Genomic DNA, 14,118 nt, shown 5'->3' with positions numbered 1-14,118 from the left:
ATTCTACAATTGATTAGTTAAAATTAGCCATATTTGGAGAGATAGAATCCAAAAAATCTATGAATTGTTTTGAGGCTTTGTCTTGATCGTAGACCATCGCCAAGGTGTGAGGTTTTTGTATCAATTGGACGATGAAATCCTGTGGGAAGCAATCTTGTTGGCGGAGGGGATTGATGCATTGGGTATGGGGGGCTTTTGGTGCGAAAGCCGAATCATACTCTTCATGGATCATCAAGATAGGGATGTCAGTGGAGTAGATAAGTGATTCAATAGTCTCGGTATCCCCATCGGCATGTTGCATACGGATGGGATAGAGGAGTACACTGTGTTCGCTTGAGGGTATAGTCATGTGTCCAATGATGTGTTGCAAAAAACCGGGTTCCAATTTGAGCTCCCAGGCATGTGGAATGGTAAAGTCGAGTTGAGCTTCTAGTTTTCCAAATTTTTTGAAACAGTCTGATTCAATTTGGCTTTTGATTTCCTGACCAGTAGTATGCTGTCCTTGTATGCTCGAGATCAATCGATAGGGGTGGATCATGCTCACTTGGAGTGGGTAGGCGAGGGACCACTGGTGGGCTAGGCGCAGGGCGGTAACTGTCGCGGTGCTAAAATCAATTGGGATGATAAGGTGAAGCGGTGGTGAGTCCATTGTAATTAGGAAGATGTGGTGAGTTGATGTATTGCTTTTTTGGAGTGTTGTACAATGGGGTGTAGTGGGCTATGTTCGTTGTACCGAGTTATGAAGAGGCGATCTTGTGCCCCATGTTCTTCTATAATCAAGTCTTGGTCTAGATGGTTTTAGTTTATGTTTTCAAAAGTAGCAGAGACGATGGAGGCAAGTAAGGGAGTCTGTCATCTCGAAATATGATTAAAGTCATTTCTCTGAGTAGCGTGATTGACTAGATTTGTCGTGAAAAACAAAATCATATTTGTGCAAAACTCAAATGTCTATAGAGAAATCTACTATTCCTGTGTGGAGGGGATTTTCATTGTAAAAGGTGGGGTGATTATCAAGGCCAATCCGCAGTTTGGGGAGTTGTTTGGCTATGAAGCCAATGAAATCATTGGGTTGAAAGTCGAAGAGTTGGTACCTTCAAACCTGCGGGGAAATCATGTGCATCTACGGGAAGAATACACAAGAGCTCCCGTGAGCAAGCAAATGGGAGTAGGACGTGACTTGTTGGCTTTGCGCAAAGACGGGAGTACATTTCCCATAGAGATCAGCTTGAACCCAGCCAACATCGATGGCGAAGACGTGGTGATTGCACAAGTGATTGACATCACGGTACGAAAGAAGGTCGAATTGGATCTGAAGAACAGCGAGGAGCAGTTGATTCGCTATGCTGCTGAGCTTGAGAGACGGGTAGAAGAACGCACCAAAGAGCTAGCCGATGTAGTCACGGACCTCAAGAAAACCAACATTCATCTTGAAGCAGAGATACGGGAGCGAGTCAAAGCTGAAGAAGAGGCTAAAAAGGCATTGCACAAAGAAAAGGAACTCAACGAGATGAAGAGTCGCTTTGTATCGATGGCTTCTCACGAGTTCCGTACACCTCTGAGCACAATATTGTCCTCTGCTGCTTTGATTGCCAAATATGCTACGACGGATACACAGGATAAACGCGACAAACATATCAGTAGAATCAAGTCCAATGTGTCCGAATTGACAAGTATTTTGAATGAGTTTCTCTCTTTGGAGAAAATCGATGCAGGAAAGATGCGAATTGAATTGATAGCAGTAGAAATCAATGCATTGTTGTCTGGATTGATCTCAGATTTGAGTACTGTTACCAAAGTTAATCAGACGATCGATTGGGTCGAGACTGGGGGAGAATGTATACTCAAGACCGACCCTCAAATGCTGCGGCAGGTGGTGACCAATTTGGTCTCCAATGCCATCAAATATTCTGAGGAGGATTCAATAATTCGTGTTGCTTTGACACAGGATGATACGACAGTGTGTATCACTGTGACGGATCAAGGAATGGGAATTCCCCTCAATGATCAGAAGCATTTGTTTGAAAAATTCTTTCGTGCGCACAATTCACACCACATTCAAGGGACAGGTTTAGGCCTGAATATCGTGCGCAAATATGTAGACCTCTTGGAGGGCGAGATTGCTTTTGAAAGTGTAGAGGGGGAAGGAGCCAAGTTTGAAGTAATACTGAAAAAAAACTAATACCCATGGTACGAATACTACTGATAGAAGACAATGCGAGTGTAAGAGAAAATACTGCTGAGATCTTAGAACTTGCAGATTATGAGGTGCTCACTGCTGCTGATGGCAAGGAAGGCGTGAAGATGCTGCGTGAACACTCTGTGGATCTCATTATTTGTGATATCATGATGCCTGGGTTGGATGGTTATGGAGTGTTGCACATTGTCATGCGCAACCCAGAAACTTCACATATCCCGTTTATTTTCTTGACTGCCAAAGCCGAACGGTCAGATATGCGCAAAGGAATGAATTTGGGGGCGGATGATTACCTGACCAAACCTTATGATGACGTAGAACTATTGGATGCAGTAGAGGCTAGGATAGAACGTACACGTCAGATGCAGAAGGATTATGAGACGAGTGTGTCAGGGTTGGATGATTTTTTTCATGATGTCAAAGAGGTTGAGAGCTTGAAGGAACTTTCTCGTGAAAAGAAGCTGCGTAGTTTCAAAAAAAAGACAGTACTCTATCATCAGGGTGATTACCCCAACCACTTGATCTATATCAAATCAGGAAAAATCAAAACGTACAAAACCAATTCGGATGGCAAAGAGCTCATTACAGGCATCCATGGTGCTGAAGATTTTTTGGGGTTCAATGATCTGATCACTCTCTCCGATCATAGCGAGGGAGCCATGTCGATTGAGGAGGTCGAAGCATACTTCATCCCCAAAGAGGATTTCATTCAGTTGATATACAAGGATCGAGGCGTAGCAAGTAGTTTCATCAAGATCCTATCCAAGAGTATCTTGGATATAGAGGAGAAGATGCTGCACTTGGCATACAACACTGTGCGCCAGCGGGTCGCGGAGGCCTTGTTGTCTGTACAGAAAAATTACGGTAAGGAAAGCGAAGCATTCTCGATCTCGCGCGAAGATTTGTCTAATATTGTGGGTACATCTCCTGAGTCTGTGATTCGGACATTGTCCGATTTCAAGACGGAGGGGTTGATCGCCATCGAATCCAACAAAATCAAGCTGCTGGATGTCGAGGAATTAGCTATTATTATATCTAGAGGTTATTGAATATGGAATTGAAAATAGGAGATGTCGCTCCGGCATTCGAAGGTGTGAACCAAAAAGGAGAAACGATCAGACTTGCTGACTATGCTGGTAAGAAACTCGTGCTGTATTTTTATCCCAAGGACAATACTCCTGGTTGTACTACCCAGTCATGCAATTTGAGAGACAACTACGAGAACCTGCTTGCCAAAGGATACCAAGTGCTAGGTGTGAGTACTGATAATGAAAAATCACATCAGAAGTTCATTGACAAACATGAGCTGCCGTTTGATCTACTGGCTGACACGGACAAAGCTGTACACGACCTTTTTGGTACTTGGGGAGAAAAGCAGATGTATGGTAGAAAATACATGGGGACATTTCGTACGACTTTTGTCATAGATGAGCAAGGAGTGATTGAGGAGATCATAGGCAAAGTCAAAACCAAAGAACACACCGCTCAGATTTTAGGAGAGTAGGCATACTGTGTGATTGGGTAATCCATTAAGAAAGAAACGTACGTCAAATTGGAGATGTATGGCTAGACATCCTTTTTGATGATGTAGCCATTCGCTACGATACGAAACTCCCTGAATATTTTGGCAGTGGCGATTTTGACACTACGCTCGGAGGTTTCTTTGCCTTCACTAAAAACCCCAGAGGCGTACCCCTGCCAGACTGTTTGTCGCTTTTTTCGGTCAAAAAAGGAAATAAGCATTGTGCCATCGTACATGTAGTGCTTTTGGTCGTTGTATTCGGCAGTGATATCCGAATTGGAATTTTGTACAAACTTGTCATCTACCATGAGCTTTTCTCCCCAGTTTTCTTGTACCCAGCGGTCAAAATTGGGCTGAGAGTAGCCTTTCATGGCAAAGTTTTCCGAGAAAATCTTATAGGTAATCAACAAATCAGGTTTGTCGACGGTGTACCTATATCCTTGGGCATGCATACGAGAGGAGATGGTTTTTTCTACCAATCCCTTGTGTACGAACGAGTCATTTTCTGACATCATGATGAAATCGAATGTCTTGTACTTTTTGAAGCGCCCACTATAGCTATAGTCAGACTCAATGACAAAATCCTTTTGGCTAGAACATGCCAATAGGACTATGGACAATAGCAAAAGCGAAAAGATAGTGTGTTTGTACATGAGAAGTCAGCTTAAGTAATTGGATATGAGTTATAAGTTAGCAAAATATGATGCAAGAATCAATAGTAGGCGTTGGTCTAGTGTGTAATTTTTTTTGTCCTGACCCTTTTCAAGTCTAGCTTTCTTTTACATTTACACAAAAAATTAAACAAGAATAAAATGTCCAAAGTATTAATCATCGGTGCTGGGGGAGTCGGCAGAGTAGTAGCCTATAAATGCGCCTTGAATAGCAGTGTATTTACAGAGATATGTTTAGCAAGCAGGACACAGTCTAAGTGTGATGTGATCGCAGCTGATATCCAGAAAGAGACTGGTGTGAGTATATCTACGGCTCGTGTCGATGCGGATAATGTCCCAGAATTGGTGACTTTGATCAATGAGGTCAAACCTGAAATGGTTATCAATGTTGCTTTGCCTTACCAAGATTTGACGATCATGGATGCCTGTTTAGAGACAGGGGTACATTATCTAGATACAGCCAATTACGAACCGCAAGATGAGGCCAAGTTTGAGTACAGCTGGCAGTGGGCCTATCAAGATAAGTTCAAAGAGGCGGGCTTGACGGCTGTATTGGGCTGTGGGTTTGATCCTGGGGTGACTAGTATTTATACTGCCTATGCAGCCAAGCACCATTTCGATGAGATCGAATATTTAGATATCGTGGATTGTAATGGGGGAGATCATGGCAAGGCCTTTGCAACCAACTTCAATCCAGAGATCAACATTAGAGAGGTGACCCAAAAAGGGAAGTATTGGGAAAATGGTCAATGGATCGAAACGGAACCGCATGAGATCAGACAAGAACTCAACTACCCAAACATAGGGTCAAGAGCTAGCTATGTGATCTATCATGAAGAGCTAGAGTCTTTGGTGAAAAATTTTCCATCGCTCAAGCGTGCGAGGTTTTGGATGACTTTTGGTGACGAGTACTTGACACATCTTCGTGTCATTCAAAATATAGGAATGGCAGGCATCGAGCCCATCAACTATGAAGGTAAGCAAATTGTGCCCTTGCAGTTTCTCAAGGCTGTATTGCCAGACCCGGGTAGTCTGGGGGACAACTATGTAGGAGAGACCTCTATTGGCTGTCGTATCCAAGGCAAAAAAGATGGCAAGGATAAGACCTATTATGTTTACAATAACTGTAGCCATCAAGCCGCATTTGATGAGACAGGTGCACAAGGAGTGTCATATACTACTGGGGTACCTGCCATGATCGGCGCGATGATGGTACTGACTCAGAAATGGACAGGAGCGGGAGTCTTTAACGTAGAGGAGTTCAACCCAGATCCATTCATGGAACAACTCATGACTCAAGGTTTGCCGTGGGTAGAGCAGCATGATGTGGATCTAGAGGTCAAGTAAGAATGAGTGATTACACAATTCCTTCTCCCTGTTTCGTACTGGAAGAAGATAAGTTGAGGAGCAACCTTGAATTGATACAGCGTGTAAGCCATGAGGCTGGGGTGGAGATTATCCTGGCTTTCAAGGGGTTTTCAATGTGGAGTGCTTTTCCAATAGTCAAAGAATACATTGAGGGAGCGACTGCAAGCTCCCTCAATGAAGTATTGCTTTGCAATGAACATATGCGTACGCTTTCTCATACGTATTGTGTGGCCTATAGTCCTCAGGATATCGATGAAATCATCAAGGGGTCAAGTCACTTGACTTTCAATTCTTTGTCCCAGTACAAGCAATATAAGGATAAATGCCTTGCTGCAGGGGTATCCATTGGTTTACGTATCAACCCACAGGAATCTGATGTAGAGACAGATTTGTACAACCCTGCTTCGCCTCATTCTCGTCTAGGTATCACGGAATCAGAATTGTCTACAGGCTTGCCTGACGGAGTTGAAGGCCTTCATTCGCATGTGCTTTGTGAGAGTGATTCGTATGCCTTGGAGAAAGTCTTACAAGCCATCGAAACCAAGTTTGGCCACCTTTTGGCGAATGCCAAATGGCTCAATCTGGGTGGAGGACACTTGATGACTCGTGAGGGATACGATGTAGAGCACCTTATCGAGATACTCCGAGCGTTCAAGACCAAACACCAGGTGGATATTTTGCTAGAGCCGGGCAGTGCTTTTGCTTGGGAGACGGGTTTTTTGAAAACCTCAGTGCTCGATGTGGTCGAGCGCAATGGTGTGCGGACGGCCATCATTGATGCGTCGTTTACTTGCCACATGCCGGATTGTCTGGAGATGCCTTATCGGCCTAAGCTGGTAGAGGGAGACAGAGAGGTCAAAGATGGCCAACGCGCATACCGTTTGGGCGGGGTGAGTTGTTTGGCAGGGGACTACCTAGAGGCCTATGGATTTGATCATGAATTGCAAGTAGGTGATTCGATTACTTTTTTGGATATGATCCATTATACGATGGTCAAGACATCTACGTTCAATGGCGTGGCGCACCCATCCATTGCGATAGTGTATAGTGATGGGAGATTCGAACGGGTCAAGGAGTTTGGTTATGCTGATTTCAGAGACCGCTTGTCCTAGTGTTTGATTAGTAGTTTTTCAGTCGTGATACTGCTCCCTTTTCTAATTTTAATTATATACAGTCCCTCTTGGAGTTGAGATACCTTGACCGTTTGATTGGTGCTATGGAGTACGGTCTGCCCAGACAGATTGAGTATACGTAGTTCATCGATAGGCGATTCTATAGTGATTTGATGATTTGCAGGATTGGGAAAAAAACGCAAGGGGGGCACAGCGTCTGGAGTTGCCGCCACTACGAAATCATTGTCTGCGAATATCGCTCTAATCATCAGTGTTCCCTTCAGGTTTTGTGCGTTGTTTTGAACCCAGTCCTGTCCAGTTTTGTAGTAGATTAGGTCTTGGTTTTGCGTATTTTTATCTAAGCCGACGGGGATATAATTGTTGGTGAATTGCTTCATGGAAATGAAAAAAGTGCCTTGCTTGAGTACAATAGGAGTGGGGAGCGTATAGCGTGCAAATTCATTTTGTTTGGTGGCATAGATGGCACTGAACTCTCCTGCACCGAGTGTGGAGGCATCTGCACCAGAGAGGTCTTTGTAGACATAGAGCGTGATGGTACTGATGTCCGGTGTCGGGTAAATCTGCGGGAAATGAATGTCTATGTGTGTGAGCGTGTCTTGAGAAGGGGTGCTAAACTGTACGGCCAGTTCTCCACTCGTCTGATTGATGCCTGCGGAGTATTCGGCAGAGCCATCGTCATAGGCTAAGGTCTCGTGCACCGTACTGTAGTAGCGTGCCGTATCATTGATTTGGTACTTTGGGTCATCTGAGCTGTTGAAAATGATCGTCGTACTCAGGAATAAAGAATCTTGATCACTGTATGGAGCGAAATCGGCTAATGTCAGCGGGTAGGTTTGGTATTGGTTTTGGTCATCTACCCCATTGAGTACAAGTTGGTCGGGGTCTTGTGGTTTGTTGTAGACTATGGTTTGATTCAAGGTATCTGTGACGATGAGTTCAAAAGCCACGTTGCGCCCTTGAGCGTCCTGAAAGGAAGTCAAGGTGAAGTCAATGGGAGCAAAAATACTGTCTGGGTAGTGAAACAACTGATCGAAAGGAATGCTAGAATAGCGGTTGAATAGTGACGTAGGTTGTGTGGAAATAGCATAATCATCGATTGACTCTCCAGCGATTGTTCTGTTTTTGTCCAAAAGAACATAATCTACATGCCATACGTCAAAGGGACCCGTAGGATTGCCATATGCTACAAACTTGAATTTAAACCCTGGATGTAGGTAGTCTGTTTCATTGAGGTGTATGCTGTTCTTGGTGAAAACATCGTCTGGAGTATCCGGATCACCGATGATACGACCTCCCTCAGGTGTGACCCATTCTTTGTTGATTGTCCAAAATTTGACCACCAAAGAATCTGAAGGTTCGGGAATCTCGCCATAGCCTTGTTGCTGCCAGTAATAGCTCAGGTAGACGTTGTCTGTAGAGGTCAGTCCGGCCAAATTGATGGCTTGTGATTCGAGTATATCGGTGATTGTCGAATTGTTGGAGTCAGTGCCATAAGGTGTTCCTGAGCCATCTACTCCATCAAAGCTCGCTACATTGATGCTTGGAGGTGTAATAGCCGTGGTTGCGTTGATCCATACATTCTCACCACTGTACCATAGCGTAGAATCAGCGACTTGATAAGAAGTCGAAAAATCATCCCAAAACGGAAGTGAAAGTGTGTCACTATGGATTTTGAATCGTCCTTGTGTCGCAGTGCTCTTGGAGTCCAAATAGGTGTGCCTGATAGGTTTGACGATGAGTTGTGCTTGCAACTGAGACGTCATGATCAGTAGGCCTATGAGGTATGTAAAACACTGCTTGGACATGATTGTATGTTCGGATTACTGAGCAATCTCTAAACTCGGAGTTTCTAGCGTTGTAGAGTCTACCTCTACGACCCATAGATCGATGCTTTGCCCGATTCGTGCGCTATTTTCAGCATTGGGGCTTTGTTTGAATACATGACCTCCTTTGACAGGTGTTTTTTTGTAGACGGTTTCTCCTAAGTCGTCTTTGGTTTCTTTGTTGATAAATCCCTCATTTTCATAAAAAACGTCCCCGACCTTGAGCCCATATCCGCGCAAGACGAAGATGGCTTCATCCAGACTGAGGTTTTTGAGGTTGAGCATTTGGAAATTTTGATTGCCCAAGCCATCAGCCACTTCAAAATCAATTTTGGAGCCTTTGGCTATCTCTGAGCCTGACGCGATCTTTTTACCCTGATGGTATTGCTCCAAGATGGTGTTGAGGGCAAAGTCTGGCTTGTACCGAATCTCACCTAGAGAGAGTCCGAGGCTTCTTAGTTCCAGTTGGGCATTCTTGAGAGAGCGACCCGTCAAGGAAGGCATCTTGACGACTGGAGGTTGTTTGGCATTGAGAGTGACGTAGATTTTTCGATTTTGCTTGACCTTTGAATTTGGGAGTGGAAACTGTTTCAATACCGCAAGGGCAGGGTATTTGGCCGAATAACCTGAGTCCGGTTCTACAGCATAGCGTAAATCTCGCTCTTCCAAGAATTCTTCTAGGTCTTCGATCATTATGCCTTCCAAATTGGGGACAGTCATGCTTTCGCCGTGATTGGTGACGATAGGAAAATAGATATTGAAAATAGCGTAGACCATGAAAATCAGGGTGGCAATGGCAAGTCCGAGATGGATAAGGAATTGCTTCTTGGTCGTCTTTTTCTTTGCTTCGATTTCTTCCATTGATTTGAATATTGTAAAGAGGCAAATTAATACCTATTTCCTATGGATGGGAAATATTTCTGAAATAAACATCTAGGTCTTATTTCAAATCAAACTTATTCATAGTTTTGCCAATTATGGCAAACAATAGGATCAACGTCGGAATCCTCTTTGGAGGAAAGTCAGCAGAGCATGAAATTTCATTGCGCTCTGCCAAAAATGTCATCGAAGCATTGGATACGTCACGTTTTTACCCGGTACTGATCGGGATCACCAAGCAAGGCAAATGGTTGTATGATGAAGCGTCTGAGTTGATTCTTGGCGAAGGGGAAAACCTGTCTCTGAATATAGATAGCAGCGAAGTAGCTCTCGTGCCCAATAGTGGAGGGCAGATACATTATGTAGCCAATGGAAAATGGGCGGAGAAAGTTGATGTGGTTTTTCCGATTTTGCATGGCCCGATGGGGGAGGATGGAGCGACACAGGGATTGCTAAAACTCGCAAATGTACCTTTCGTCGGGTGCGACGTATTAGGATCTGCTGTGGGTATGGACAAAGACGTGATGAAACGTATCTTGCGTGATGCAGGATTGCCGATAGGTAAATACATCGCACTGCGCTCACATGAGGTGCGGCCTACCTTTGCAGAGATTTCTACCGAGCTAGGAATCCCGTGTTTTGTCAAGCCAGCTAACCTAGGATCCTCTGTAGGGATCAATAGGGCAGATACAGAGGATGAGTACAACCGAGCTTTGGATGAAGCTTTTGCTTTTGATCGAAAGATCGTCATAGAAGAGTTTGTAGACGGTCGTGAGATCGAGTGTGCAATCCTAGGCAATGAAGAACCCAAAGCTTCGGTCCCAGGTGAGATTTCGTTTTCGGCGAACTTTTATTCCTATGAGGCCAAGTATCTCGATGACAAAGGTTATCGCATCGATATCCCTGCCAAAATCACTGAGGAGCAAATCAAAGAAGTGCAAGACATTGCCGTACGGACCTTTCAAGTATTGGAGTGTGAAGGATTCTCTCGAGTTGATGTGTTTCTGACCAAAGAGGGGCGTATCCTTGTCAATGAAATCAACACCATACCAGGATTTACCAAAATCAGTATGTACCCCAAATTATGGGAGGCCAGTGGAGTCTTGTACACAGACTTGATTTCACAACTCATCGACCTGGGCATAGCTCGTCACGAGAAGGTGTCTGGATTGAGGACGTCTATTTGAGTAATTACTGAATCAAAACTCGGCTAGAGACTTGATCGACATCTCCGAGGATTTGGAGGATGTACACCCCAGCACCTACCTGGAGGTCTTCGATAAGGTAGACTTGGTTGAGGGCGTTTTTGATTGGGTATTCCAATACTACCTCGCTGTTCATACTGATGAGACGTATCATGGCGTCTTGCTTGATGTTGAAGTTGAGTTTGATGCTAAACTGTGTCGTGGCGGGGTTGGGATATATTCGAAGTTTTTCTTCTAATGCCAGTGTGTCGGGCTGTTCTACGTCGAAAAACTCAACGTTATCGATGAAAAGGTTGTTGCCATTTTGGTTGGTAAAGGCAAAGGCCAATCGGATGTCGTTTCGCCCAGTGTAGGCACTCAAATCGATGGTTTCGGTGATCCAATCATCCTCTGTTTCTGGAAACCACTCGGAGTTTGTGTCTACTATTGCAAGACTCGATCCATTCTTGTCAAATACTACATCGTCAAAGCTCTCTCCACAGTTCGTGGAAACCAATACTTGTAAGCGATCATTTTTGCCGATGCGATAGGCATAGGAGTAGTCAAATCTTACAGAGGCTTGATCTTGCTCTCGGAGTGTCAGTATTGGGCTGACGAATAGATTGGTGAGTCCAAGGTTGATGTTGTCGTAGGCGTTGTAGTAGAGTGAGCGAACTCTAGAGTCTCGGTCATCGATGTATATTTCCCAAAACTGCAAAGCACTGGCGCTATAATAATTCCAGTTTTCCAAGGGGCTGTTGGAGAGGAAGTCGAGGCGTATTGGAATACCCTCCGTGTCATCGTCTATGATGAAATGTGTACTTAGATTATTGTTGTCTGGAGATTCGTCCTCCTGTCCATTGGGAGAGTATACGTCGATGGTGACCACATCTTCACCGACTGCCAATCCTTCGAATTCTAAAGTGACCCACATGCTTTCGCCAGGAGACAGATCGGAGTGTGTGACGGTTCCAGATTCTATTTGATCACCGATTTGTCCTCGAATTTCGAATGAGGTCAAGTTGAGATAGCCGTAGTTCTTGACTTCAGCGGAGATGTCAAAATTATCAGTACAGCTCACAACGGGTACTCCTTCTATATTTTGAATACTGATATCATAGTTGGTGGTACTCGTGGAGATCAGTTTGAGGTTGTCAAGGTAGAGATTGTTGCCATTGCCGTTGTACCCTACGAAGGCGAGTACAATTTGATCTTCGCCCGTGTACTGACTGAGGTTGAGAGAGACTGTTTCCCAGTCACCCGCACCGCTGGGCTCAAAATCACTGTTGGTGGCTGAGGTAGTGCCGAGGTTCGGAGACCAGCGCTGAAATAGCCTGTTTTCGAGAGGGAAAGTTGCGCCACAATCGGTAGAAATATAGACAGCAAGGCCGTCAGCAATGATGTCTGATTTTGCGGCATAAGCATAGTCAAACTGCAATTCAGCACTAGCGACTCCAATCATGCTCAGGGCCGGGCTGATCAAGTAGTCTTGTGTCCCAAACTCATCTGCATCACTTGCTGCATATAGTAGGGCGATAGCTTCGTTGCTGAGATCACTGGAAGGGGCGTGCTGATATTCCCATGAGGATCCAGGTTTGATTTGCCAAGTCGATGAGTAGCTCGTTGTACTGTTGGTGAAGTCTTCGCTAGTTGGGATGCTGGCGTCAGGTGCAAAATAGCTGGCGATCCATTCGCAATTGTTTTCGTCATTGCCATCGATGGTATGATTGACTTCATCGATGCGATAGGTGAAGGTTGTGAAAAGGTTGAAAGAGTTTAGCGGAGCAAAGGTTACATCTGCACTGGATAATGGGGTGAGGACTTGGGTGGATTCCAATGTTTCGATCTCTAAATCATCGATTAGCAGTGTGATTTTGAATTGGGAGATGTCGTTGGTACCGTAGTTTTTGAGGACTACTGTTGGAGTGATGTCGGCTTGGCATTCGCCAGAAAGAGGAGAGGTGATGGCGTATACTCCTAGATCATTGGCTACTTGGATGGCTGGGGTTAGTGCGGGGCTGGTCAATAGAGACTTTCTTCTTGGACTATTTTCTAGCACAGTTCTCATTCGACTCTTTTGGTCGAGGGTAAACAGGTTCATGCAGACATCGTCGGTATAGTCCATGTAGTTTTGGAACATGTCATTGGAGTCGCAGGATACTTCTTCGCCATGTATAGGGCAGCCGTAGGTATTGGTTCTTTGAGATGGAGTATCGATGCAGTAGTCGTCTGCACTACAGCTGGATGCATCCCCCCAGATATGACGCAGGCCCAACCAATGTCCCGTCTCGTGAGTCACGGTACGTCCTTTGGAGAAGTCATCTGCATTGTACCCTGTACCGAAGTAGCGGTAGTCGATGAAGATCCCGTCTGATACAGCATTGGTGTTTTGATCGATGTTCATACCTTCTAGATTGGATATAGGAAACTGGGCATACCCCAAGAAGTCATTGAGCGTACTCACCCAAATGTTAAAGTATTGGTCACTGTCCCAGTATTTTTCAGCAGCCAAGTCTGCCAATTCGTAGATGCCGTAGACATCCTTTTGTGCTTGAGTATGTGTGATGCCATTGGTAGGGAGTCCTTCGGGATCTCGCTGGGCCAATACAAACTCGATGTGGACATCAGCCGCTACGGCCAAAAATTCATTCGGAGTGTCAGTTGCGTCGGCATTGAGACGCCTAAAGTCTTCGTTGAGTGTTTCGATTTGTGAGAAAATCTGCTCGTCAGGGATATTGGATCCTGTACCAGTATTTTCTCCTTGATGTAGGATGTGTACTACGACGGGTATAGTATACACTTGATCCGCTTGTAAGTTTTGGAGACGGAGCAATGGTCTATTGTTGATTTTGCGCTGCATCCAACCTTCAAACTGTTCGCTGGATTCGGGCAGGAAAAACTTCTGCTTCTGATATGTGTTGAAAGGCACAGTGCCGCATCGGTCTTGCGCGAGAGACACAAAACTATTCAGTAAGCATAGGATATATAGGAGCGATCTTCGCACAAGTTTTGAATTCGTTGAAACCAATACGAGTTCCAACGATTCTGAAAGATAATCATTTCAAGGAGTTTTGAAAACTACTCAGCCGGCTGAGTGTTGATAGCTTTGATGCTAGTCACCTCAGGAGCTACTCTTTTGATGGCTTCTTCTATGCCCGCTTTCATGGTCATCGGTGACATAGGACACGCTTCGCAGGCTCCCAAAAGCTCAACAAATACAACGAAGTTGTCATCTATATCGACTACTCTGACGTCTCCTCCGTCCGCTTCCAAATAAGGGCGGATGTTGTCAATGGCTCCATTGATCTTTTCTAAAAGCGTTTCTTTTGTGTTGTTATCCATAA

12 protein-coding genes are annotated in these 14,118 nt (G+C 44.7%); 6 read left to right on the top strand and 6 right to left on the bottom strand.

The window, feature by feature from the left end; translation table 11 throughout:
- Nucleotides 1-13 precede the first annotated feature (13 nt).
- Nucleotides 14-649 carry a hypothetical protein gene (locus BFP72_RS08410; RefSeq protein ID WP_099598713.1) on the bottom strand — a complete coding sequence of 212 codons (636 nt, stop codon included), beginning with the start codon at nt 647-649 and terminating at the stop codon, nt 14-16.
- 261 nt (nt 650-910) lie between these two features.
- Here BFP72_RS08410 and BFP72_RS08405 point away from each other — a divergent pair, with 261 nt between their 5' ends.
- The 3 genes from BFP72_RS08405 to bcp are packed head-to-tail and all read left to right on the top strand — an operon-like array spanning nt 911 to nt 3,698.
- Complete coding sequence (locus BFP72_RS08405; RefSeq protein ID WP_158233342.1) at nt 911-2,179, top strand: PAS domain-containing sensor histidine kinase; 1,269 nt, start codon at nt 911-913, stop codon at nt 2,177-2,179.
- A 5-nt stretch (nt 2,180-2,184) separates the two neighbouring features.
- Nucleotides 2,185-3,243, top strand: a complete 1,059-nt coding sequence (locus BFP72_RS08400; RefSeq protein ID WP_099598711.1) for a response regulator — start codon at nt 2,185-2,187, stop codon at nt 3,241-3,243.
- A gap of 2 nt (nt 3,244-3,245) precedes the next feature.
- A complete protein-coding gene (bcp, locus tag BFP72_RS08395; RefSeq protein ID WP_099598710.1) occupies nt 3,246-3,698 on the top strand; it encodes a thioredoxin-dependent thiol peroxidase in 453 nt (150 codons plus the stop codon).
- Between the two features lie 62 nt (nt 3,699-3,760).
- On the opposite strand, the gene BFP72_RS08390 is transcribed toward bcp, so the two are convergent.
- On the bottom strand, nt 3,761-4,369 hold the full coding sequence (locus BFP72_RS08390; RefSeq protein WP_099598709.1) for a DUF4136 domain-containing protein: 609 nt from the start codon (nt 4,367-4,369) through the stop codon (nt 3,761-3,763).
- Nucleotides 4,370-4,528: 159 nt separating this feature from the next.
- Between BFP72_RS08390 and BFP72_RS08385 the strand changes: the two genes are divergently transcribed.
- Both BFP72_RS08385 and nspC read left to right on the top strand, forming a co-directional pair.
- Nucleotides 4,529-5,734, top strand: coding sequence for a saccharopine dehydrogenase family protein (locus tag BFP72_RS08385; protein ID WP_099598708.1), 1,206 nt, complete (start codon nt 4,529-4,531; stop codon nt 5,732-5,734).
- A gap of 2 nt (nt 5,735-5,736) precedes the next feature.
- Complete coding sequence (gene nspC, locus BFP72_RS08380; RefSeq protein ID WP_099598707.1) at nt 5,737-6,867, top strand: carboxynorspermidine decarboxylase; 1,131 nt, start codon at nt 5,737-5,739, stop codon at nt 6,865-6,867.
- Here the strand turns inward: nspC and BFP72_RS08375 are convergent.
- Together BFP72_RS08375 and BFP72_RS08370 are read right to left on the bottom strand one after the other, a co-directional pair.
- Complete coding sequence (locus tag BFP72_RS08375) at nt 6,864-8,693, bottom strand: T9SS type A sorting domain-containing protein (RefSeq protein ID WP_099598706.1); 1,830 nt, start codon at nt 8,691-8,693, stop codon at nt 6,864-6,866. The genes nspC and BFP72_RS08375 overlap by 4 nt on opposite strands.
- 15 nt (nt 8,694-8,708) lie before the next feature.
- Entirely contained in the window at nt 8,709-9,572 is an 864-nt protein-coding gene (locus BFP72_RS08370; RefSeq protein WP_099598705.1) for a PASTA domain-containing protein, read from the bottom strand.
- 116 nt (nt 9,573-9,688) lie between these two features.
- On the opposite strand from BFP72_RS08370, the gene ddlA reads away from it, so the two are divergent.
- Nucleotides 9,689-10,777 (top strand): D-alanine--D-alanine ligase, encoded by a 1,089-nt coding sequence (ddlA, locus tag BFP72_RS08365; protein WP_099598704.1) that lies wholly within the window; start codon nt 9,689-9,691, stop codon nt 10,775-10,777.
- Nucleotides 10,778-10,781: 4 nt separating this feature from the next.
- Here ddlA and BFP72_RS08360 read toward each other — a convergent pair whose 3' ends face one another.
- Both BFP72_RS08360 and BFP72_RS08355 read right to left on the bottom strand, forming a co-directional pair.
- A complete protein-coding gene (locus tag BFP72_RS08360; protein ID WP_143519990.1) occupies nt 10,782-13,778 on the bottom strand; it encodes a T9SS-dependent choice-of-anchor J family protein in 2,997 nt (998 codons plus the stop codon).
- A gap of 74 nt (nt 13,779-13,852) precedes the next feature.
- Nucleotides 13,853-14,116: a NifU family protein gene (locus BFP72_RS08355; RefSeq protein ID WP_099598702.1), complete on the bottom strand. Its 264-nt coding sequence runs from the start codon at nt 14,114-14,116 to the stop codon at nt 13,853-13,855.
- Nucleotides 14,117-14,118 lie beyond the last annotated feature (2 nt).

Origin of the sequence: Reichenbachiella sp. 5M10 (genome assembly GCF_002742335.1) — a bacterium.
Classification (GTDB): Bacteria; Bacteroidota; Bacteroidia; order Cytophagales; family Cyclobacteriaceae; genus Reichenbachiella.
This window is presented reverse-complemented; position numbering and strand designations above follow the sequence as displayed.

Coding starts and splice junctions, on each gene's coding strand:
- ddlA (WP_099598704.1), top strand. CDS start 9,689: ATGGCAAACAATAGGATCAACGTCGGAATCCTCTTTGGAGGAAAGTCA.
- BFP72_RS08410 (WP_099598713.1), bottom strand. CDS start 649: ATGGACTCACCACCGCTTCACCTTATCATCCCAATTGATTTTAGCACC.
- bcp (WP_099598710.1), top strand. CDS start 3,246: ATGGAATTGAAAATAGGAGATGTCGCTCCGGCATTCGAAGGTGTGAAC.
- BFP72_RS08390 (WP_099598709.1), bottom strand. CDS start 4,369: ATGTACAAACACACTATCTTTTCGCTTTTGCTATTGTCCATAGTCCTA.
- BFP72_RS08370 (WP_099598705.1), bottom strand. CDS start 9,572: ATGGAAGAAATCGAAGCAAAGAAAAAGACGACCAAGAAGCAATTCCTT.
- nspC (WP_099598707.1), top strand. CDS start 5,737: ATGAGTGATTACACAATTCCTTCTCCCTGTTTCGTACTGGAAGAAGAT.
- BFP72_RS08355 (WP_099598702.1), bottom strand. CDS start 14,116: ATGGATAACAACACAAAAGAAACGCTTTTAGAAAAGATCAATGGAGCC.
- BFP72_RS08375 (WP_099598706.1), bottom strand. CDS start 8,693: ATGTCCAAGCAGTGTTTTACATACCTCATAGGCCTACTGATCATGACG.
- BFP72_RS08385 (WP_099598708.1), top strand. CDS start 4,529: ATGTCCAAAGTATTAATCATCGGTGCTGGGGGAGTCGGCAGAGTAGTA.
- BFP72_RS08400 (WP_099598711.1), top strand. CDS start 2,185: ATGGTACGAATACTACTGATAGAAGACAATGCGAGTGTAAGAGAAAAT.